At 33.2% G+C, this 22,506-nt stretch carries 27 protein-coding genes; 1 reads left to right on the top strand and 26 read right to left on the bottom strand.

Annotated features, from left to right (window positions below):
* Positions 1-9 precede the first annotated feature (9 nt).
* From ACFFIX_RS19755 to ACFFIX_RS19710, 10 genes are all read right to left on the bottom strand, one after another.
* Entirely contained in the window at positions 10-306 is a 297-nt protein-coding gene (locus tag ACFFIX_RS19755; protein ID WP_378937097.1) for a hypothetical protein, read from the bottom strand.
* 185 nt (positions 307-491) lie between these two features.
* Positions 492-1,454, bottom strand: coding sequence for a V-type ATP synthase subunit I domain-containing protein (locus tag ACFFIX_RS19750; RefSeq protein ID WP_378937095.1), 963 nt, complete (start codon positions 1,452-1,454; stop codon positions 492-494).
* A gap of 139 nt (positions 1,455-1,593) precedes the next feature.
* Complete coding sequence (locus ACFFIX_RS19745) at positions 1,594-1,935, bottom strand: hypothetical protein (RefSeq protein WP_378937093.1); 342 nt, start codon at positions 1,933-1,935, stop codon at positions 1,594-1,596.
* Complete coding sequence (locus ACFFIX_RS19740; protein ID WP_378937091.1) at positions 1,913-2,911, bottom strand: helix-turn-helix domain-containing protein; 999 nt, start codon at positions 2,909-2,911, stop codon at positions 1,913-1,915. The genes ACFFIX_RS19745 and ACFFIX_RS19740 overlap by 23 nt, the downstream gene beginning before the upstream one ends.
* A gap of 78 nt (positions 2,912-2,989) precedes the next feature.
* On the bottom strand, positions 2,990-3,229 hold the full coding sequence (locus tag ACFFIX_RS19735; protein WP_378937089.1) for a hypothetical protein: 240 nt from the start codon (positions 3,227-3,229) through the stop codon (positions 2,990-2,992).
* A 64-nt stretch (positions 3,230-3,293) separates the two neighbouring features.
* Positions 3,294-4,304, bottom strand: a complete 1,011-nt coding sequence (locus ACFFIX_RS19730) for a DNA adenine methylase (RefSeq protein ID WP_378937087.1) — start codon at positions 4,302-4,304, stop codon at positions 3,294-3,296.
* Positions 4,305-4,316: 12 nt separating this feature from the next.
* A complete protein-coding gene (locus ACFFIX_RS19725; RefSeq protein ID WP_378937085.1) occupies positions 4,317-4,517 on the bottom strand; it encodes a hypothetical protein in 201 nt (66 codons plus the stop codon).
* A 44-nt stretch (positions 4,518-4,561) separates the two neighbouring features.
* On the bottom strand, positions 4,562-4,873 hold the full coding sequence (locus ACFFIX_RS19720; protein WP_378937083.1) for a hypothetical protein: 312 nt from the start codon (positions 4,871-4,873) through the stop codon (positions 4,562-4,564).
* A 94-nt stretch (positions 4,874-4,967) separates the two neighbouring features.
* Positions 4,968-5,258 carry a DNA-entry nuclease gene (locus ACFFIX_RS19715; RefSeq protein ID WP_378937081.1) on the bottom strand — a complete coding sequence of 97 codons (291 nt, stop codon included), beginning with the start codon at positions 5,256-5,258 and terminating at the stop codon, positions 4,968-4,970.
* An 84-nt stretch (positions 5,259-5,342) separates the two neighbouring features.
* Positions 5,343-5,666, bottom strand: coding sequence for a hypothetical protein (locus tag ACFFIX_RS19710; RefSeq protein ID WP_378937080.1), 324 nt, complete (start codon positions 5,664-5,666; stop codon positions 5,343-5,345).
* A gap of 461 nt (positions 5,667-6,127) precedes the next feature.
* Here ACFFIX_RS19710 and ACFFIX_RS19705 point away from each other — a divergent pair, with 461 nt between their 5' ends.
* Entirely contained in the window at positions 6,128-7,306 is a 1,179-nt protein-coding gene (locus ACFFIX_RS19705; RefSeq protein ID WP_378937078.1) for a tyrosine-type recombinase/integrase, read from the top strand.
* A 167-nt stretch (positions 7,307-7,473) separates the two neighbouring features.
* On the opposite strand, the gene ACFFIX_RS19700 is transcribed toward ACFFIX_RS19705, so the two are convergent.
* The 16 genes from ACFFIX_RS19700 to ltrA all read right to left on the bottom strand — a co-directional run bounded on the left by ACFFIX_RS19700 (position 7,474) and on the right by ltrA (position 21,884).
* Positions 7,474-8,295 carry a collagenase gene (locus ACFFIX_RS19700; RefSeq protein WP_378937076.1) on the bottom strand — a complete coding sequence of 274 codons (822 nt, stop codon included), beginning with the start codon at positions 8,293-8,295 and terminating at the stop codon, positions 7,474-7,476.
* Positions 8,296-8,937: 642 nt separating this feature from the next.
* Positions 8,938-9,141 carry a hypothetical protein gene (locus ACFFIX_RS19695; protein ID WP_378937074.1) on the bottom strand — a complete coding sequence of 68 codons (204 nt, stop codon included), beginning with the start codon at positions 9,139-9,141 and terminating at the stop codon, positions 8,938-8,940.
* Between the two features lie 44 nt (positions 9,142-9,185).
* Positions 9,186-9,488 (bottom strand): hypothetical protein, encoded by a 303-nt coding sequence (locus tag ACFFIX_RS19690; protein ID WP_378937072.1) that lies wholly within the window; start codon positions 9,486-9,488, stop codon positions 9,186-9,188.
* Between the two features lie 236 nt (positions 9,489-9,724).
* Complete coding sequence (locus ACFFIX_RS19685) at positions 9,725-10,141, bottom strand: hypothetical protein (RefSeq protein ID WP_378937070.1); 417 nt, start codon at positions 10,139-10,141, stop codon at positions 9,725-9,727.
* A 15-nt stretch (positions 10,142-10,156) separates the two neighbouring features.
* Positions 10,157-10,516, bottom strand: a complete 360-nt coding sequence (locus tag ACFFIX_RS19680; RefSeq protein ID WP_378937068.1) for a hypothetical protein — start codon at positions 10,514-10,516, stop codon at positions 10,157-10,159.
* Positions 10,517-10,533: 17 nt separating this feature from the next.
* The gene (locus ACFFIX_RS19675; RefSeq protein ID WP_378937066.1) at positions 10,534-11,385 is read right to left on the bottom strand and encodes a DUF7828 domain-containing protein; all 852 of its coding nucleotides are present in this window, start codon (positions 11,383-11,385) and stop codon (positions 10,534-10,536) included.
* Positions 11,386-11,408: 23 nt separating this feature from the next.
* Positions 11,409-11,576 carry a hypothetical protein gene (locus tag ACFFIX_RS19670; RefSeq protein WP_378937064.1) on the bottom strand — a complete coding sequence of 56 codons (168 nt, stop codon included), beginning with the start codon at positions 11,574-11,576 and terminating at the stop codon, positions 11,409-11,411.
* Positions 11,577-11,712: 136 nt separating this feature from the next.
* On the bottom strand, positions 11,713-13,929 hold the full coding sequence (locus ACFFIX_RS19665) for a type IA DNA topoisomerase (RefSeq protein WP_378937062.1): 2,217 nt from the start codon (positions 13,927-13,929) through the stop codon (positions 11,713-11,715).
* Between the two features lie 239 nt (positions 13,930-14,168).
* Entirely contained in the window at positions 14,169-14,483 is a 315-nt protein-coding gene (locus ACFFIX_RS19660) for a DUF2325 domain-containing protein (protein WP_378937060.1), read from the bottom strand.
* Positions 14,484-14,577: 94 nt separating this feature from the next.
* Positions 14,578-15,030, bottom strand: coding sequence for a hypothetical protein (locus ACFFIX_RS19655; RefSeq protein WP_378937058.1), 453 nt, complete (start codon positions 15,028-15,030; stop codon positions 14,578-14,580).
* 148 nt (positions 15,031-15,178) lie between these two features.
* Positions 15,179-15,820 carry a hypothetical protein gene (locus ACFFIX_RS19650; protein WP_378937055.1) on the bottom strand — a complete coding sequence of 214 codons (642 nt, stop codon included), beginning with the start codon at positions 15,818-15,820 and terminating at the stop codon, positions 15,179-15,181.
* 30 nt (positions 15,821-15,850) lie between these two features.
* Positions 15,851-16,432 (bottom strand): hypothetical protein, encoded by a 582-nt coding sequence (locus ACFFIX_RS19645; protein WP_378937053.1) that lies wholly within the window; start codon positions 16,430-16,432, stop codon positions 15,851-15,853.
* A gap of 19 nt (positions 16,433-16,451) precedes the next feature.
* Complete coding sequence (locus ACFFIX_RS19640) at positions 16,452-17,108, bottom strand: hypothetical protein (protein ID WP_378937051.1); 657 nt, start codon at positions 17,106-17,108, stop codon at positions 16,452-16,454.
* Positions 17,109-17,670: 562 nt separating this feature from the next.
* On the bottom strand, positions 17,671-18,303 hold the full coding sequence (locus ACFFIX_RS19635) for a hypothetical protein (RefSeq protein ID WP_378937048.1): 633 nt from the start codon (positions 18,301-18,303) through the stop codon (positions 17,671-17,673).
* Between the two features lie 18 nt (positions 18,304-18,321).
* Positions 18,322-19,902, bottom strand: a complete 1,581-nt coding sequence (locus ACFFIX_RS19630) for a helicase-related protein (protein ID WP_378937045.1) — start codon at positions 19,900-19,902, stop codon at positions 18,322-18,324.
* A 107-nt stretch (positions 19,903-20,009) separates the two neighbouring features.
* A complete protein-coding gene (ltrA, locus tag ACFFIX_RS19625) occupies positions 20,010-21,884 on the bottom strand; it encodes a group II intron reverse transcriptase/maturase (protein ID WP_378937043.1) in 1,875 nt (624 codons plus the stop codon).
* Positions 21,885-22,506: the final 622 nt, after the last annotated feature.

The following is a 22,506-nucleotide window of genomic DNA, read 5'->3' as shown; positions in this document are numbered from 1 at the left end:
AGTTACTCCTTATAGTTTAATTTCAATCTTACTAACCTTTGCGATATATTCTAGACACTCCTTAATTGGGTACTGAACAAGACTCTCTTTTTGAGAGAATATGATCCCTCGCGTTTTCAAAACTGTAAGTAACTCCGCAAGTGATAATTCATTCCGATAAATTTTATTAAAATGATTTAAGACAATTTTTTTCCACTCTCTTGAAGGTGATTGTATAAAGGATTCACCTTGAACTTGGTGATTTAAAACTGATTCTATTTTTTCATTTCTTCTTTTCTCTATTAAATCATCCTCAAGTGAAGTCACCACTAGTCTCCTTTCTGAACAAAAAAAGAACCCGTAAAGAAATAATGGCTCGTTGGCCATTAATCATTACAGGCTTATCCCTCTAATATGTAGTTATACGTTAAATTAATAAGTAACTTTGAAAATATTTTACCATATAGTTTACATAAATTCATCTAATATATCAGGAGAAGGGATTAACATTATTAATTAGGTTTATTTTTGACATTGCTCTTCTCTTTTATTTCTTGTTTTAAAGCATACAACTCTTCATTTTTAAGATGAATTTGAGATTCGTATTTTTCTCTCAATTCATTCCGTAGCTGCTCTCTTTTCGTATCATAGTCCTCTAATTTTTCTTCTAAGGTTATTCTGAATTCATTTTGTAAAGAGGTCTGTATCTCCAATTCAAGATTCTTCAGAGCAAGTACATGTTGTTGTTCTAATTCTTTTCTAAGAGAGATTAAATCATTTTCGTGTTTTTCTCTTCCTAATTCCAGATCATTGATAAGTGTTTCCACTGTCACTTGCAACTCTTGGTTCTTTGAAACAGACTTTTGCATAGAGTCGATTTCTTTTTCTAGCCTATCAATTTTTTCATTCTTATCAACAATTTTATCATCTTTTTCAGAGATACTTTCCTTTAACTCTCCAATCCGTTCATCCGAGTCCGTTTGTTGTTTTTTTAAGGCTTCTTCTGCTTTCCACTTATCTACCTTTGCAGACTTAGCTTCTTCTAGCAATTTACCTTTTTCTTCTTCAACTTCTTTTAAGTGTTTTTCAAATTTATCTACTTTGTCTTGCAAATCGTTCACTGTCACTTCACTACGCAATTTATACTTTTCAAAGGTCGTTTCCTGTATTTGAATTTTCGTATTAGCGTGACTCACCATAGAGGAAAAGCGTTCCCCTAAATTCTGAAGTAATTCATTCACTACTTGAATTTGGGAACCGAATTCGTGATCCGTTTCAAGTGATATACGCGCTCGTAATGCTAGTAATTCTCTCTGAAGTTCATCTAAGGTCTTTCCTGAAGAAGTAGCTGCACTTCTTGTCTGGTCGTATACAGTATCAGACCATCTTATACTCCTATTTTTGCTAACATCATCTATTAAAACTTCCGTATTACTAGCTACATCACTTTTATCTTTATTTGATTCTTTTTGCATTACATTACACCTCTTCTAATACAAATTGTAATACATTATTAGTATATTAAACCTATTATACACTATATACCGCAAACTGAAACACAGTTTTATCAATGTGTAATACAAAAAAACCTATGCATTACATAGATGCATAGGCTTAAGTTGCTATTAAATCTTTTTTATAAAAAATCCCTTCTTTTCCATCATTAAATATTACTGAATAGGACTTTACTTTTCCATTATAGATATTTGATATAAATCCTCTTTTATTTTTAAAATCAATTAAATAATAATAGTCTTCAGGATCGCTTGAATTTATGTCTGAAACTATAACCTGTACCTTTTGATCAAGTTCGAATGAGGTCTCAGTGATAGAATCCGGTTTTTCTAAACCACAGGTTGTTTGACTCACAATTTCTTGTTTTTCATTTTCAATCACGGGAGTATTCTCGGGTTCTATTGAATCATTAGAGAGGTCAAAGAGAGTGATCTGATTCATTATTTTTCAAACCCGCTTTCATTAGCCTTATTGCATATTCCTCGATAGTTAGCCCTTCTTTTTTAGCATTACTTGTTATGAGTGCCTTGAATTTAGACGGCACATGCTGAATTAGCGGCTCAAGATCACTATCTATCAATATACCGTTATGACGAACTTCAACCTTACCCTCTACTAGATGCTTTTTAATTATGTTAATTTCTCTTTCGTGAATGTCCTCTGAAATTCCTGCAATCAAAACTGGTTTTATTTCTAAATGGATCGTATCTCCCTCAATCAGTAGTTGCATATTCTTCGGCCCCAAGTGCTCATAGAATAAATCAATAATATTAAAGGCAGGAGAGTTTATATGAGTAGGCTTAGGTAACTTAAAAATTGCAAAGCCCCGTTTTGTATTATACTTTTGATCTACCAATTCTTTGAATACTTTAAATCCTTCTGCTTTCATAATAGATAGTGAGAAGGACCTTCCATCTTCTGTTATTACTTTACCTTCATTACCGTCCAGCTCCATTATGCGTGCTATTTCATTATTTTGCATATGAATTAGCTTTTGAAAAAGAAGGTGCCCAGTTTCTTTAGAATAAAATTGTTTTCTTTCACGTCTATTTTGCATATCATGAAGTCTTTTAAACTGCTCAAATTCCTCATTCGAGACAAAATAAATTTCTCTACCTCTATAGAATTGTTTTGTAGCGTGTAATTGCCCCTTAGATATATAGGAAGAAACTGTTGTTGGATGAACATTTAATGCTGCAGCTACCTCTCCTGTTGTATATCCAGGAGGCTTTTTTAATTCATCTTCTAATATAGCAATATCTTCAGGTCTGAATAAGAGTGATTCGTCAATTCTCCATTTATCTTCATACACTGGAGTCAATTTTTTTTCTTTTACATATTTATAAACAGTAGGTACTGATATTTCCAATTTCTTTGCTACTTCTTCGGTCTTTAAAAATTCATCATGAAGCGTCATGAAATTACTCCTTTTTTAATACAAATTACTTTAATAAGAGATATTCTATGGAAATAATCAATATTTCCATGAACTATATCATTTTTTCTCTTCATACCAAATATGAAAATATTCACGTGATGCGCCAATTTCTATTTTTACAAAAGTAATAATATCATGTATATGGAATTCACTTGAATTAATAAAGTCCTCGGGAAAATATTCTTTATCATTTATTTTTCTTTTATGTTTACCATCGAACCTAATTAGCTTCCAGTTGTTTTCAGGTTTTAACCTGTACATATGTGTATCATTAATATTGACTTCATTTTTACCCATATAAAATCACCCCTTCTTATTTTTGGTCCTTTCAGCCTTATAACGAAATGTGCAATTTCCTTTTTTATGCAGAATATTTCCGTCCGATGATCTCTCGTTCTGGATAGTCATAAAGTTTATTTAGCCACTCATTGTAATCATAAGTGACAAGAATATCCGCACTTGGGAAACCGAAATGCAGTGTATCAAGAAGTAGAGCTAGTTCCAGATGATCCTTTTCGTTGTAATAACAATGATATAAGTCCTTCCCTTTATTTACATAAGGTGGATCTATAAATATTGTGGCTTTATCTTGCCAATATGCTTCTTCTATCAGCCCAACTGCATTTTCCTGTGTGATCTCAATTCGGTCACTCATTGCGTGAATCTTTTCAATCCTTTTTATGAGATTCTTTGGGTTCCAACGAGATAGTAAATCATTTCTGCTCCCGTTTCTTCCTCCAAGAGGATTTGCTTTAAATACACCACTGTAAGCCAAGCGGTTTACTAAAAGGGATGACCACGCTGCTTCAACTATATCTGCCCCTCTGCAATCTGCTTTAATCAAGGATTGTGCAGAGAAATAATCCTTATGAGTGGGGTGGCTAGATTGCAAGCGCTCAATTATAACGTATGGCATGTGTTTAATGATCCACCATAGAGAATATACACCAATATCTAGGTCGTTAATGTGCAGTTGCTCAATAACTCCTGCATCTAACATGGCCAATTCAAAACTGCCTCCTCCAGTGAAGGGGGAAACGAGTTTTTTTGACTTTGATTCTTGAAGTTGAGTATATAGATAATCAATTACTTTAGATTTTCCTCCTGGATATCTGTAAGGAGAAATCCTTTTGGCCAATTTAATATTAGGAGGAATAAATATACTCATATCTGCGTTTTTATCTTCAAGAATAAGTTTAAAACGATGCTTGTTAGTATTTTTGTCTATATATGTGTATCCATCACACTCTTCACACCAAAACCCTTTATTAAGATTAGTCTTATCTAACTGAAAGTCTCCACTTTCAAAAGTGCTTGTAAGACCACAGAACTGACATTTAAGCATATCTACCCTCCTTTCCTTACTGCTCATTTAAGTGTGGGATTACTCTAATTCCCTTCTTCTATAGATTGTCATCACAATATTTAAAAGAATTATTAATCCTTGGACTATTAAGATAGGTACATAAATAACTGGATCAGTAATCAATTCTAAAAACACGTTACCTATTAATAAAGGATTTGATAATACACCATACGTTAATAACGAAAGAATTATTGCTATGAATAAAATGCGGATAATCAATTAAATTTCCCCTTTATATTTGGTGGATTATTCACCGTTACATACTAATTTTGAAGGTAGTCACTGGAATTATCCATTAATTCTTCAATTAACTCGTGAGCAGTCTTCTTAACAAAGTAAATAAAGTCTGGATCTCCGTCTTCTAAATTATCTTTATTAGCTAAAGAAACTAATAAGGTGTAAACTTCTTCGTATTCTTTACTAGTTTCCATTTCAAGCAAGAGCTCGCATACATAATGTATGCCATTCATAGCTGGTATGGAGTGATTGCTAATATAGTCAACTCCTAGTAGGTCTCTAGCCTTCTGGAATACCTCTAATACCCGTAGTTTGTTTTCATATAATTTTGTTTCCATGGATTTATCCCTTCATCATATCAATATAGATCTATATATATTTTAACTTATATGTGAAGCCAAAAGGAATTAGATACTAAATAATATTCAGTTGCTAATTCCAATGACTATTCCGATTTTTGTACATTTCAAATATCTTTTGTTTCTTTAAAACGTAAACTTTTTGAACAATAGATTTTGGACTTCTCCCTAAGCCCATAGCCATTGACTCTATACCATCGACCTCGTAGTATTTACACAAGTATTCTAGGTCACTATCGGAATATCTTAATCCTTGGTTGGGATGAAATAAGTGATGGTATTTCATTAAACCATTTTCCTCATACTCAATGTGAAATTCAACATCATTCATTTTTTGAAGGGAAATACGATTATGTTCATGCAATGGTGTAGTTTCCCTTCTCTTTAAAGAAAAAAATCAATCACTAGCTGCTTTTCACCCATTTTACCCACCCTCTCCTTTGAAGAATTACCATGTTACTAAAATCTTGTTTTTTAAATTATTTGGTATCTGGTTTGACATATAGATATTATAAATCGCCACAGATACCTCTTCTATGGTTTCGATAGTAAGATCCTCAAGTGTTAATTGTTCAAATCCCTCTATTAAATGGATGACACCTACAGTGAAATTAACGGTATGAGGTTGTTCCTCGAAATCTCCACCAATAAATGAAACTTCAATGTTATCTCCGTTTTTCTTCACCAATGAATATTCAGAACTTCTATTGTCTGTTTTCTTTAGTATGTAATTCTTGTTGTTCTCCATTAGACCATAGTGAATAAATTTCATATACTTTCCTCCACTTCATAATGAATTAAACTAATAGACTAGCAAAATTGCTTGGATAACATCCTTTCGTAAAACCTCTTCTAGGGATTACACCCTAACACCCATAAAGAATAGAAAATTAGTAAATTATCCCTCCTTTAATTAATTATTAAAAATATAACACACTATACATATATAGTCTATATAATTATAAATATATGTATATTTAATTAGTTAATATTAAAGTTTGAAAATATTATAGGAATAGAAGAATGGAGAGTTTTTCAGGTGAAGTGATATTCTCATTTTTTCTAATGTATAATAAAAAAATGACAAGAAAGTTATGTCTAACAATATATACTTATTTTTTAAAGCTTTTAAAAACAGTTTAATGATTTAGTTTATTGTATTAAATCATTATATTTTTCAAGTAACTTAGAATTCAATAATGTGTACATATACTTAAGTAGGAGGTAAAAGAGTTGAGTATAGATAAAAATAAGATTAACGGGAAACTCAAAAAAAGAAGTCTTCCTGTAGAAATCGATTTAGATAATTTAACTAACTTATCGAATAAAATGACTGATAGCAGCTTCTACTATAAAATGTTGGATATTATAGATTATGGAGATACGGAAGACTATTCTGGATTCAATGATCTAGAGATGCTTTACCTTTTCGTGCACCAGGAGAAAGATACAGATTCTAAGAAAAACCGAACTGCAGCAACTAAAAAAGAATATATTAGAGAACTTTTATTTTTTTATAGAATGTTTGTTGAAAATGGTGACTTATTCGACTTTGAAGTCGCAGATCTAAATATTCGATCACTAATAAAAGAGATTCGGCCAAGAAATATCCGTAAATTTCAACAATGGTTAAAAGAAGCTCCGCTGGGCAAAGGGGGAAAGACGTACTCCGTTGCAACGCTTGCTAAAAAAACAGTAGTAATTAAGGCTTTCCTTAGTTTCTTATATAAAAAAAGGTACATAGAAAAGCCCCTTCACGAAACATTTTTAAGTACAAATGTTCATAAAAGGGACCGCCCCGATAGGGATCTAAATTCTGTGGAGGTCATGAAACTTTTGGAGTATTTTAAAGACCATCCTATCGTATATTGCTTGATACTAGTTTTAACAACAACAGGTGCACGTATTCAGGAAATCTGTACTAGCAGGATATGTGATATTTCGTATAGTGAGGGTGATTACTGGTTAAAAGTAATCGGAAAGGGAAATGAGGAACGTGAGTGCCTTATACTTGAGGAAGTTTTGGAATCAATTACCCTCTTTAGGGAACGTAGAGGGCTAAAGACTATATTAAACACTAATGATGAGTCACCTATTTTCACCACTGCTAAAAACAAACAATATCATTTCAAATATCTCTCTAATTATTTAACAAACATTATTAACAAAGCTGACATACCGCTAATTCGCAATCGCAATACTCCATTAACGGCACATTTTTTTCGTCATAGCTATGCTATAATCTCGGATGAACAAGGAGTGGATTTGTTCAAGATTATGCAAAGTCTTGGCCACAAAAAGGTGGATACAACACTGATATATCTTTCAAGGACAATTGCTAGAAAAAATAATGCAGGACACGCTTGGAAGAATTCATCACTAATAAAGGATTTAAAACATATTAAAAATTAAATACAATAATAAAAGATTTTATCCTGTAGCTAACCTCTTTTATTACATATGAGAAACTGTAAAGGGTTTTATCCTTTTACAGTTTTTTATCCTAGATTTAAATAACACCTGGAACAGCTTGCACCAAGTGCTTTTTAATAAAGATTATTTAATAGACAAATATTTTTTTAATCTTGCTTTAATATTTCTTGATCTAAATCTTCTATACTGATACCCGTTACCTTCTTAAAGGATTTATCGAATCCTATAGATTTACTTAATATAATAATATCCTTTACTACATCATTACTAAAGTTGTCAAAGAGATATTTAATAGCTAAGTACGATTGTAGGTACAGGGTATCTGTAGTCTTTCTAGCATTTAACCATTCTTCTCTGCTATTAAGTTCATTAAAGCTTACAACCTTGTCAAGTGGGTCAGACCAAGATGTGTTGTCGTATAGTTCTACGGCAGTGTATTCTGCCAAACCTTCCTCAAACCATTTTGGGATATGGTCAATGCTATATTTAGCTTTGTAGAGATTTAAGTAGTGATGTGTATACTCATGTCGAAACGTTCTTACATAGTACCAAGATTCAAAGTCATTACTTAAACTAGCTGGAGAAATAACACCTATCTGTTTTGATTTACTTACATAAAACCCGTTTATACTCTCCAGATCCCCTGAAAACTTTTGAATTTCATTAGTATTATTAAAAATAATTATTTTAAGATTCTCATTTTCACTGGCACTAATTTCCCCTAATATACCTGTTAAATCTTTCCGCACTTCATCGTAATATTTAGGTATCTGTAAAGCGCTACTAGTATTATCACTAGAGAAAAACACCTCAATATTATTATAGCTATAATGTTTATCCTTGCTGTGAATTAGTTTGATAACCCAATTATTATGATGATAGAGGTAATTGATTAAATTTAAGGTTAGAACGAATGTTAACAAAAATGTTATAACAAGAGTCAGCACTTTTTTATAATTCTTTCTCATTAACTTCTTCCCTTAGAGTTGGGGGCCCTCTTTTTTGAAATGTTCATTAATACTTTTGCTTTCTATAAACTAAATCGCCTAATCTTTCAAAACAACAACCTTTATCAACCATTTCTTTTTCACATTCATTACAGCAAGCCCATTCTAGATCGCATAGTTGGCCTCCTGTAATAATGTGTATAGCCTTATCATAAGGTTTCCCGCAGTTGTCACATCTAGTTAAATCTCCGTAAGGCTCTTTAATGTTTCACCAGTGGAAAGTGTAACTGTAACCAATAGACAACCCTCCTTAGAATTTTTCTTTATTGCCCTACTATCCAACAGTATCTATTAATTTTCCCCATTACTATCGTTTGTTTATTATCGTAAAGTTTTCTTGTTCTTTTTGTTTTTTGATTAAGTGAGGTCTCAAAATTAAACGTTCTATTGCAAATATTTATATAGCAGTAATAATGACTAAATAAATTATCAGAAGTGGTTGTAAAAATTCAATTACAGTTTGTGACATAATTATACCTCCACATTAATTATCTGTCGTATCTTCCGCGGTCAAAGTTTCAAATTCCTCCAAAGTGTCAACAAATCTTACTTCTTGCCAATCTCAATTAGCTTCCTCAACCGTTATATAGTCGAACTAAGACATTAATTGATGACATATTGTTTAAGTTTATCAGTATCTTTTTCAATAAAAACAATAGCAGTAGCCAACTCTAATGCCACTGTCTTATTTACTTCTGAATCAAGTGGAAACCCCTCTAAAAACGTTTCTAAACGAGCGATTCTTTGTTCATTTGCTTCAATTGCTTGTTGACGTAAATGTTCCTTTTCTTCTTTTGTCATACTCATTTCCAACCTCTCCTTGTGTCGTAATTTTGGGTCAAAATTGCAAATCAACTTCCCTGTATTATCCTGGACACTGTTTCGATTGTATTGACTAATTGACCAGAAAAAAGAATAAAAGTGGTTCCTATTATTGCAGCATAAGCAAAATTAGATGTTTCTTTGAGATCACCCGCGTTCTTGATATACTGATAAAAAATAATAATTGGAAAAACAATAGTACTGACTAGCAAAAAATTGAATTGAAAAAAAGGGATTCCTGCAATACTACCTTTAAAAATAACAATAAAGGCCATATATATAAGCCAAACGCCATAAATAATGAAGGCTAATAAATATCTGATTTTATTCATTGTTTACCTCTCTTTTCTTAAAAAAAAATTACATATTTTCTTTTCTATTCTCATTTACAAGTGATGCAAAATACGTTTCAAGGTCAGTTTTCAAATCTGATTTATCAGAATCAGAAATTGTTAGATTATTAATATTATATAAAACATCATTCGATATATATTTAATTGTACTCATTTGACGTTCCTTCCTTTAAATTCTTTAGCAAGATCCTATTCGATAAGGTATAGAGCTTTTGCTAGTGGCTTATCTTTTCCTCAACCTTATTCCACAAATAATTATTAGAGACACTAAAGTCTATTTCTCGATACATTCCTTTGCTAGATATAAGAAGATATTTTTCAATTAACTTAATATCCCCTTTTAATTCTCCAATGACCTTGTACAATGTCCGCCTATTTTTAATGTAATGCAATAGAAAATTAATAAGATGTTTTTGATTTATCTTATTTGGACTCGTAATATTTGTATAGTTTGCAATATAGTTTAGTATTTTTTCAATTCTCTTGGAATGGGATCTTTTAATATAGGATTCAATGTCCTGCTCCACAAGTAAATCCTCAAAATTTGCTTTTAGAATTGAAAATCTTATATATATCTCAGATCTTTCAGGTGGATAATATTCATATTGTTCTATTCTCTTAAATTGCTGCATAAAAACTCCTTTGATTTATAACGTTAAACTCTCTATTTTCTTATCCAAGTACCTGGTTAATGTTCCTATTACTTTTTTCTCAAATTGTTTTTGTTTCCTCTTAGTATTAAAGAAAAATATCATCTCTTCATCAGCTGTTAGCCTGTGGCTTGTTGTAAGGTCAGACTTAAAGTTATTGATTGTTATGTAAAATGGAGAAGCAGTGTATAGCCAGAACAACGGATTATAATGAGCTATTAAATATGCGTTACTTTCATCTATTAGATTATTCGTTTGTTCTTTAATTGTTTTATCTGTAATGTTTATTTTCAAGGTCGTCTTGAACCGATTAGGAACCATAAAATCTTCGTCTGACTTAATCTCAACATAGTACATATGAAAACCTCTTAATCTTATAAATTATTAATGAATTCCAGATACTTGTTTGACTTAATTGACATTTCACGTGTGTTTTTATCTTTAAATGAATTTTTCTTCAAGTGGCCATACGAAAGTACTTTCTTACCCACTAATTCTGCATCTGTATACGTGAAATGCTTAAAGTATTTATCAAATATCACTAAAGAGAATAAGACATTATTTAATGGCTTTAGGACAATGTAAATTACTTTATCCCTTCGAATAACCTTTTCTACTGTTCCGTGTACAAAGTATCCAATTTTGTCTATAATCTCATCTTGCCATAACATCCTATGCGCCTTTTCCTGATCAACGATTAGTGAAGAAAGAGGAATCTTATTTCCTTTCACATCCACTATGATTGTACTTAATATATCAGGTTCATAAGATGTTAGTAGCTTTACCATGCTTCTTAAAGAACTAACGGTTGAAGGAGTTTGAGAGTCTTGTTTTATTTTTATTTCATTGCTATCAGTCTTATTTTTTAATTGTTTTTCTTCATTGTTTAGTGATGCACTTTCATAATCAGGATCAATCTTATTTAAATTTATCTTAATAATTGTTTCCTTTATACCTTTGTCTTTTTCTAAAAACTCCCCCTGGTACTCTTCTACTTTCTTAAGAGTCTCGGAGAAAGTTAACGGCTTAAAAAAACCACAACTTGGCTTATGTTTGCCTTCATTTGATTTCCCTGTCGTTTTAAAATACGGACTAGAGTTTTCAGTCCCAGTAACAAAAACAACAGGTGCTCTACAGTCCATGCAAAATAGACGATTACCATGTGAGTCCGCATTATATTCTCTAGCTGTAATAATTTTTCCGTTATTGAGCAGAGCTGAATTCATATCAAACCCTCCTTAACCTATAATTACTTTACTGACGTTTCCTTTGCAAGTTCCTTAGCGATAAGAAATCCCATGATTGTGTGTATCCCTCTAGACAAATCTCTATATTTATCAGGATCGATCTCATTTCCTTTTTGCATAGATAATAATTTCTTCTGAATTTTGTCATTTAGTATATCGAAACTTTCCATATTAACCTTCCTAACTTAGACTGCGACAATTAGTGTAGCCTTTTAATCCTTTTTCTGATCATCCAAAAGCTTAGAAATAACAATAAGATTATCCAATATTCCTTTATATAAAGGAAAAAGTTACTCAAAAAACCACCTACTTTTTCACTTTCTTTTGAGGAACTCCATTAAAGTTGAACTTTATCCTTTTTTCATTTTCATCCCAAACTAGAAAAGCATCAAATGTACCCTCTTTGTTTTTCTTTTTAAACCCTTTTATAAGCGAAGTTGTTCCTCTTTCCAACAATGCACCTATATTTGCTGATGAAAGTTCCTTACCTGAAAGTCTTTTTTGGATAGAAAACTCACATTTATTGGTGTGGTAATTGCTGCATCCATAGAAGGTTCCTCTATCTACTACCTTGCCATCACATATCTTACATGGTCCCATTTCAACGCTAGCTTGTAAGTCTTCAAGAGCAGAATCGAAACTCCATGATTTAGAACTCTCTATGGTTAACTCTATTATCTCAGTAGTAATATCCTTGGTACGTTGAACAAAACGATGATAGTCCTTTATGTAATCTCCTCTTCCGCTACCGATTTGAGCGAGGAATTGCTCCATCTTACCTGTAGTTACAGGAGAAGTTAAATAATTAACTCCTTTTAAACTCTGAATTAGTATTTCACCTTTTGGCTCTAAGAAAATATGGTTTTTTTCAACTCTTATATACTTTTTGTTCAGCACTTGCGAGATAATTCCAGCTCTTGTAGCAACAGTCCCTATTGATAGTTCTGAATTCTTGAAACCTTCCTTCTCTACCTCAGAAAGATAGGCACCTGCATTCTCCATTATTTTTACAAGGTCTCCTTGTGTAAATCTTTTTGGGGAAGTAGTTTTACCCTCTATTAAACTAGTGCTTTCGCATACTCCAGTTTCACCCTGTTCTACTGGTGGAAGGATTGTTACAGAATCTCCATTTTCATCAGGTGATCTATTGCCTTCTTTCTCATTTTTCCGAAATACTACTCTCCATCCTTCGTGCTGAAGCTGTTTACCAGTAGACTTAAAAGTAAAATCACCTTCAACAACTGTGATAATTTCCGAGTGATTAAAGATCGCATTATCATAATGCGCAGCAATCATGGATCTAGCTATAAGATCATATACAAATAATTCATTTTTTGAGAGGCTACTTAAATCTGCAGGATCTTCAGTAAGAATAATCGCATAATGATCATCTGTTTTTGATTCATCAACATATCGTTTATCTGAAGAGATATCTCTTAGTGGTTCTTTAAGTAAAGGAGCATATTCAGGCAACTTCCCTAAGTTATCCATAATCTTGGGGAACATTTTTGCTTCTTCTGGAGTTACATGTTTGGGCTCACTTCTTGGGTACGAAATTAAAGATCGTTCATACAATTCTTGCGCCACTTTTAAAACCTCTGCCGGAGAAAGACCTATCCTTTTGTTAACCTCTGCTTGTAGATTTGTAAGATTATAAAACTGTGGTGGTCGTACTTCCTTTTTATCTTTATCAACTGAATAAATATAAGATGATTTACCTTTGCAAAAGTCACCTAATGCGGTAGCTTGGGTTTGATTAAATAAATGATCATCCTTATCCAAGAACCATTTCCCTGTATATGAGTGTTTTCCAATTTTAAAATGACCATATACATCCCAATAAGGAGAACTCTTAAATGACGCTATTTCTTTCTCACGCCTATATACAATATTTGCCAGAACATCCTGGACTCTACCTACTGAAAAGCCACCACTATTATCCCGAATACCAATATTATTCAATAAAATACTGATACACCTTGACATATTTATTCCCAAAATCCAATCAGAATGCTGTCTGGCTAAGAATTCCCAATACATAGGAGTGTAGGTAGTTGCGTGGATATCTCTTAGGTTCTTAAAAGCTTTTTCTACTGAAGATTTCGTTAAACTATTAGTCCATAGTCGTTTAACAGGTTTTTTATTTCCCATATGCAAAAGCGCTTCTAGAATAAGACCTTCACCTTCGCGACCAATATCTCCAGCATGCACGATCGTCTGTAGATTTTTACTAGTATCATGAACGAATCGTTTGATTATCTGATATTGTTGTTTTTTTGATTCTGTTACTTTAAGGATAAATTTTTGAGGAAGGATAGGAAGATCTTCTAAGGACCAAGATCCATATGGACCATATGATTCAGCTGGGGCTAGTTCTAAAATATGGCCAATACAATACGTTATTATCCCACCTTCTCTAAATTGTTCACAGGGTAGTACTTCAATGTAGCCTTTCTTATCTCTATGCGGGAAAGCTTGAGCGATCATTTTTGCTTGTTTGGGTTTTTCACAAATACAGAGCATCATCTGCACCCTTTCTCTTCTTTGACCTAGACGTTATTATAATTCTTCTTTAACCGTATCTTTAACAGAAAGTACGTAAGGGCAACTAAGCAGAAACATGCACTGAGGAAGTAATATGATTCCATGGTTGAATAACTACCAATAAAAATAAACATCCCTATAACACTAGTTAGAAATCCTATTAAAAAAAGGATAAAAAACATTATATTTAATAATTTTTGATCCATAATTTTCTCCTCTTATGCTGCAGTTACACAGGAAAGTCTCTCAGCACACTCTTTTAGAGCACCAGAAGCGCCGAAACCTTCATGAAAAATAATCTCTTTTCCTAATTTCTTGCTCACTTCTTTAACAATATCCATTGAAACATGCCCGCAAGCACCTAACATTACAACAACGCAATCAGCCTTTTTTATAAGATTACGGAACTCTTTTTTATTTCCACCATTTCTAGTTTTTCCAATATGGAAAATAATGGATAAACCGTGTTTTTCACCAATTTTTTTGTATGTAGCTTCCTGAGACCCGCCAAAAATTGCCACTGTGTTTTTCAATTTGAATATCCCCCTAAATGTAATATTTAAGATAAATATACCACATATTACACTAAATGCAAGTGTGGTTGTATAAATAATATGAGTATAGAGGCTATACGGAAGTTAAAGATCTATTCTTATGATTTTCATATTCTAGATAATTATCTAAAAGCACAATTGCTATAGATGGTGCAATATATCGTTTGTCTAACAATATTTCACCGATATATCCTAATAAATCTGAGGTCTTCATACTCTTAAGTAAATAGCCACTCAATTTTTTCTTAAGTAACAATAGAATTCTATCAGTATTGGTATCTAAAGAAGATAGCAATACCACTTTCACTCGCTTACTAATGAAGTAGTCAATAAGTTCCAAAGATTCTTCATATAAAGAAGTGGGATCAATCAAAACTAAATCCGGAATTTCATTGTTCTCAATAATTCTTTTTTCGATTCCGTTATTAAAAGTGGAAACATTACATTTATGAATCTTTATTTCTAATAAATTCTTTATACCTTCACGAAAATTCACTTGTTCATCAAAAACATAAATACTCGGCAATAGTCTCCCTCTTCCTAAATAAAAAAACCCTAAACAAAAGATGGGTATACTAGTACCTGTCTTTTGTTTAGGGTTTTTCCCTCTAAAAATTTAATTGTTAGCTTTATTATAGCAATTCAGAACTAAGAAATAAACAGGTATATCTCAGTTATTTTCCGGTCCATCCTTCAGGTCTGGTAGATGAAATCATTGAAATCTTACCATTTCCCAAGATTACATACTGCCCGTATCCGTCTTCATCTACGAACCAAGCCATTCTAGAAGCTAGAGTTAATGAAGAATTATGATCATGTAGCGGGTATGGAGACATGTATACATTAGTTGACCAGCCGTTTTTCACAACATTTGTTACTGTCAAAAAACGTTTTTTTGATTTATTAACCACCCAAGCTCCCCATTTACCACACGGGGAAACATACCAGATTGCATCATCTCTATTAGCTGGATAATCAGGTTGAGAAGGGTATGTCGAGTTAAGAATATCGAATTTCTGACCATTAAATTCCTTGAAAAAATCATCTTCTAATTCACACTCGAACTCATCTTCAATTAATGTGTATTTAACTTTTACATTCTCAACAGGGTGAGGGATAAATACTGAATCGTCAGTCTCATCTTTATAAATCATATCCCCGCATCTAGCTGCTAAGTATGGATCGTCAGCATTAATATTGTGATTAATACCACATTGGTTTGTAATTGGATCAAACAACTCGCAATTCTTTCGGCATGTTGGAAGCTTCTTAATTTTATCTTTTGACGAATTGTCTACTACTAGCATTAGTCCCACGCTTAAAACCTCCCGAACTATCAACCTTCGTTATATACTTCTTAAAACAACTGGCATGATAGCTGTTAATAATGAAAGGCTCCCTGCTCCTATAAATAACCTCTTGCTCCACCTGGCGTATTCAGGATGATCTAAAAATTTATGAAATAGCTTCATAAGAAGCCCTATTAATACCATCCCTATAGCTGCAAAGAAACCAATTTCAATTAAAAGTAACATCAAATCACTTGCAAGTAGTGTAACACCTGGTCCCGTAGTTGTAAATGCAATTATAGAAAGTAATCTTAGACAGATAACAAAGATAGGTACGCCAATTAGTACGCCTGTCGATCCTTTTAGGATCATACCTGTCTTAGTCACTAGAGAATAACTCATTTTAATTACACCAATAAGAAACATAATTGCAAAGAGAATTGAAATACCTGTAGAGACATTTGGGGCAAGGTTATTTACATCCTGAGTAACACCTTCCATATACGATCCAAATTCCTTTTTATTACTAGATGGACCTTCCTTTATAAAAGGTAGTGCAGATGCTGATGATCCAAATGTGTTGAATAAGAAGAACACGAACAAACTTGAAAACAATAACGTATGTATCATTTTTTTCATTTTTAGCATCCTTTAATTATTATATTTTAAGTTTAAAATATTCTGAAATCACTTCAGTTTTAGCCTCGTAATTAATTTTCCCGTTAATTACTCTAAATGTGTTACAGAAGTATTCTTGATTTATATTGTCTCTTTCACACTTTTCAATTTGAATTAACCATTGATTCAAGTATTGATTATTTATATTGTTATCTTTCAACATTTTATTTACTTTTTTACCGTCAACTTCAAGTTTAAAGAAAATATTTTTCACCTTCGATTGATAACCACGTACTTGAACCGACTTAATAAATGGATAAAACTTAACAAAGGTTTTAAACCTTGGATATAAAAATCCATGAAAATTATCTCCAAGGGTACTTGGAACATTCAAGTTCACTTCGATATTTACCTTATCATGTTGGAAATCACCTTCAGGATCAACCTTAACTTCTGCTTCAAGTTTTGACCTAAATGCCTTGCACAGTGGCTCGAGCCAACTTAAGTCAGAATAAATAAGGTTATCCTTAAAATTCTCAAAAAAATCGTCTTCCTGTATAATTCCCGGAATACCATCACCATCTATTTTTACAAATTTGTTTTCTGGGTTATATTTAAACATTAATTTTTCAATCTTAAGATTTTTATTCTGCATCTTTTCTACTATGTTATCTATTCCTCTATCATCTAGTAGCATGTTTCCACCTCTTTTTACTATCCCAATTAGTTTAAGTTTAGCAGCTATTATTATGTCAATATCACTTCGATGTATAAAATAAGTACAAAATTCCCTGTTTTTTTCTAAAATACGACAATTCGTAGATTATGATACTACAAAACAAATGTATAAGGGTGTCGAAGAGTGTCGAAAGTATCGCTTTTTTTACAAAGATAAGGACTTTTTGCTGATTTTTCATTTTAATAAATAATCTTTTAGTCCCATATTCTATTACTTTGGTAGTATCGGTTAAAGTCATATAATCTTTAATAATATTATTTTCATACTTTTTCACGCTCCTTAGTTTTAAAATTTACTCCTACTCAAAAAGTAGAATATGATTTCTGCTTTTTGAGTAGGAGGCGACAAGTGTCGCTCCCTTTATTACATCGCTACATAGCAATCCTGCTTGAATCCTCCTGATACATTTCATCAGGAATCATATACTCTTGAGTTATGGCAGTTTCCATCCTAACCATGTTGCTCACATCTACTTCTTTACCATTTTTAGTTACATCTATTATGAGAACATCGCCAATATTTAGTCTTGAAATTTTTGAAGTTCCAACTCTAACCCAAGCGCGTGTCCCATCTGTAATAGGATATAATCCGCCTCCATACCAATTACCTTTACTGTCCATTGCTGAAAACCATCAATTCCGTCAGCAATCTTTGCAGTTGAAAATTTAGTGTACATTGGCTGGATCTCCTCATAATCAGTTAGATTCATATCATTTATTGAAAGACAATCTTCTTTGTTAACTCCTCTACTTGATATCAAATCATCACTCTGATTTTCTATATCTTGCTCAGAAGGACAATCAGCATCAGTATATTGATACATTTCATCGAGAGTTTCATCATCCTTGACAGTACCTAATTCACTTTGCATTAAAGATAGTAAATCTAATGCTCCTCTATCTAATTCAGTCAAAACTGGTTTATGACTATCAACATGTGAATTTATATTAGCTTTTGCGTTTTCAAATTCAACTGCAGGAGGAACAAGAGAAAGATTAATCTCTTGTTCACTAATACAATTTACTTCTAGTTTATTAACCATTTCAAAGTAGCCTAATCTACCTTTGATTTCTTGTTCTAATACACGTTCGACCACATATTGTTCTAACACTAGAAAGATAAACATGCAGGCCTCAATGATTGGTAAATACATTTATATTCCTCCAAATTTTTATTCAAATAAACTAAATGCCAATTGACCATCTGATGGTGAGTTTTTTTTGCGTCGATTATTCGCGTTTTTATCCTGGTCGATTTCAAAAATTGATAAATTGTAAGTGTTTGGTGTTGCTGGTTTTCTTTCTAAACTAACTAAGTGAGAAAGTACCGCTCCATCCGCTACAATATCAAATCCAAATGCTCCTATAAGATCGACTTCTAAAACTCCATTATTGGAAATAAAGCCATCGATTCTACCTTTTTCAATGTTTAATAGAATGCTATCTGCCTTTTTTAATAGAACATTGGAAGTAGCTTCTGATTGAATTTGCTGCTTAACCCAATGAACAAATTGTTCTTTTAGGGAAGGTTTCTTTTTCTTACCTATTCCTGATAAGATTATTCTGGCCCTCTCTGATGATGCGGCTACCCATTCCTCTGTTGATCCTTTCAACTGAGTTCCATTTTTGATGGATTTAATGAGCATAGATTGTAAATCCCCATCATCACCTAACATTGCTGACAATCCGTCGCTAGATACTTTACCATTTATCGCACTTGCTGCTTTATTTTTTTGAGCAATCAATTGTGCCATTTGTTCTTGGTAAGAATCCTTATAAGCTAAATAATAAAGACGACACTCTTTATCCTGACCGATTCTCCAAGACCTTCTGGAAGATTGGTTTATAGTATATAAACTCCAACTAAACTGATAATAAATAAGAGTTGGTGTACATAAAAGATCCAATCCTACCTTCACCAGTTCTTGAGAAACTATCACCACATCGTAACCTTCATTCTCAATTTTCTTCTTTAACCACTCACTACGACGATTCGTTTGTGTAGATGAAGTATCAAGAATTGTTACTTTGGCGCCGATGTCTTCAAGAACCTTCTTTAGCCGCGGCCGTACATCTCTACCCTCTACTGAAGAACCAGTGTCACGAACGTAAACAATGCTTTTTCTTCCTTCTGCCATTTCTCCACTTATAATCTCTCGAAGTTTCTTTTCTTTGTTAAGCAAACGATCTTGCGGCAAATGTGTAGGGCTCCAAATTAATTCTCTGTCACCTTCCTCATTCTTTAACAAAACATCAGGAAATGTAAAAGGATTATCAGGGTAGGCTATCCCAGTAGATGTCAACGGTAAAAATAGTTTATGCCCATCTTGACGTGAATCAATTTGACGTTGGAACTCATAAACCATATCGTCATACATACGTTTCAGTTCATCATCCATGTCAACTAAAATTGTAGGAACATTCACTAGCTCAACAGGATCTGGCCAAACGTCTACTAATCTCACAAGTACAGTATTCTGAACAAGAAATCTACCAAATACAAATGGACTTATACCTGGAAGTGTTTTTTCTGTTCTTTTCGTTCCACCTCGGCTTTGTCTATTAGAAAACTCACTTTTTTCATCAAAATTAACGGTAGTCGTTTCGGTATTTCCATATTCCTCATTCCACTTTCTTACTTCTGAGAAATTGAAGCCATTTTGAACCATTATATGTGGGAAAATGCGCCATAAGAATGTCGATAGGTAGCTCTTTGATGTAATCTCCGAACTTTCCCCCGACCCAAACCGCACGTGCGACTTTCACCGCATACGGCTTTCCATCGAAACAAGCGTGTGATTAACCTTATAGGTGTCACAATACTTTTCATCAGATTAGTTTTTATAGTCCTCTTTAAGAGTTAACTTTTAGTTAGAATTCTTTGTAGCATCTCAATTTTCTTAACAATTTTAGGTTCCATATTGCTCATATCCTTACCATGAACTGCTTTATGACAGGTATCGCATAGTGAAGTTAGGTTTTTCACTTTATTTACCTCATTAAGAGGTAGTCTAGGATTCTTATGGTGACAGTTTAAGTTTTTGGTGGTCAATTCTGTTTTGCAACAGCTGCATTTTCCTCTATCACGGTTAAAGGCATATTCGCGGTTCATAATGTATTCGAAATTGTAGTATCGAGGTACAGTCTTTTTACCGTTTTTGTAGCCGATGAACCTTAAATCTTCAGGGTTATATAATGTTGGGCGAGTTAGTGCTAATTTCTTTTTCGTTGCCTTTATACGAACTTCCCTACCTTCAATAGTGTACGGAGTACATTCTTGATTAAAGTTGAGAGCCCTTTTACTAGGCGTGAAGGAATATAGCGTAAGCGCAATTTCTACATTATTGACATTGACCATGAAACTTTTCCGTTTGAGGTTTTTATGTCTATCGTTACGGTTGTTACTTTTACCGATAGGTTTATAAAAGTCTCGCCATTTTTCACCTTTAAGTTTACGAATTACCTTATACATCCTATTGGTCAATTGCCATGACAGCTTATTGTAGGTTTGAGTACAGATACCGATTGAATAGTAGTTTGAGATACCAACGATTTTAGAATTTATCTTTTCGATTTGATATGCTAGGTATTCATCTTCAACGAAATCGTGCTGTAGTTTTCTAATGTCTTTCAGAACTTCCCGGTGCTTGGAGCGAAGTTTCGCTAAGTTTGGGAATGGTTTTCCGACAACTTTGTCTTTATGTCTAGCTTTTTCGGCTACAATATCGAAGCCTAAGAATTTGGCTGGACGTTCGGACAGGTCGGTTATCAACGTTTTTTCTTCTGAAAGATTTAACTTCAATTTTGTCTTTAGGTATTTTCTTGCTACGTTTAGGATTTGCTTGGCTTTCTCCTCTGATTGACAAAGGATAATCCAATCATCTGCATATCTAATTAGGTAACAAGCGTCATGCCTACGTTTTACTCTTTGCAGTCCATTCTTGCGTGGATTGGAGACAGTATATCTCGCTTCATGCAATTCGAATTTTTCCGCAATGAGATGATCGAAGTTATTTAGATAAATATTAGCAAGTACAGGGGAAATGATTCCTCCCTGTGGAGTACCGCTATCATTGAAGGTGACCTTTCCTTTTTCCATTACTCCTGCTTTTAACATCTTTTTAATAATGGCTAGATATCGTTTATCACGAATACCCATATTCCACATGATTTCAATTAATTTATTGTGGTCGATATTATCGAAGAACCCTTCAATATCCCCTTCTATACAGAATTTATATCCGCCTCGATTAATTAGGTCAACTGTTCTTGCAACAGCGTGGCTAGTAGCCCTATAAGGTCTAAAACCATAACTATGTTTGAAGAATTTGGCTTCAACAATGGGTTCAAGAACAATACGTGCCAGTTCCTGAATGATTCTATCCAACATTGTCGGTATACCAAGTGGACGTAATTTATCCGAGTTAGATTTGGGTATATATTGCCTTTTTACAGGTTTGGGCGAATATTCGTTAATGGACTTTTTAATTAATTTAATCAGTGTGCCAGCGTCCATCTGTAAATAGTAATTGACCTCTTTACCGTCGATACCAGCTGTCATACTGCCTTTATTAGATTTAATGTTATGGATTGCAGTCATAATGGTTTGAGTGTCGCTCATTAATTCGATAAGACCATAAAATGGTTTTTTGTAATTAATGGCTTTGTCATGCATACCATCTAACTTACTTCGCAACTCTTGTTCGTTTTGTAATATAAGTCCTTTATCCCTCATGGCTTCACATCCTTATGGATTGCTATGAGTTGGCTGTTTAACTCCCACAACTACATTAATATGTAGCGGTTTGTTTGGACTTATATATCTAATCCTCTGTTCTTGTTCCGACTAACACCCTTCGCTCCACAGACATTACTCTGTTTCATAACTACTACGATGTCTCTGCCACTACTTAACCGTCATTGGAAAACCATTCCCTCTGATTGAGTAGCTTCCCATGTTCCAATTTACTTATCCCTTATTTTTCAATGCCTTAGGTACTCACTTTACACCGCACTTAATCACTAGACGAGATGGACTATAACTGTCTAGCTCATCAGAAACACCAACTACCAAGATGTTTAGATGTCGTTCACGCAATTTCCAGGCGTGTTCGATTCAGTGAATATCCAACCCGTTTAAATCTACATAAGGTTGAGAGACGTTTACGATGCTTCAAACATGAGTTTCTTGCGTTACCATAGCAATGCTTTTAAGGACCCCCGCACGATGTTGGATTCGTAGATTTTCTATCCTCACGTTACGACTTCACCTAGCTTCACACATTGGTCCAATGGTTGAACCTCTGCATGTAGGAGTATTAGGGTAATGCTATTTTAGTCCTTAGCAATAACAAGGG

The sequence above is a fragment of the Metabacillus herbersteinensis genome (genome assembly GCF_042433335.1).
Lineage (GTDB): Bacteria > Bacillota > Bacilli > Bacillales > Bacillaceae > Metabacillus > Metabacillus herbersteinensis.
Note: the sequence above shows the minus strand (reverse complement) of the source record. Positions and strands in the feature narration are given on the sequence as shown.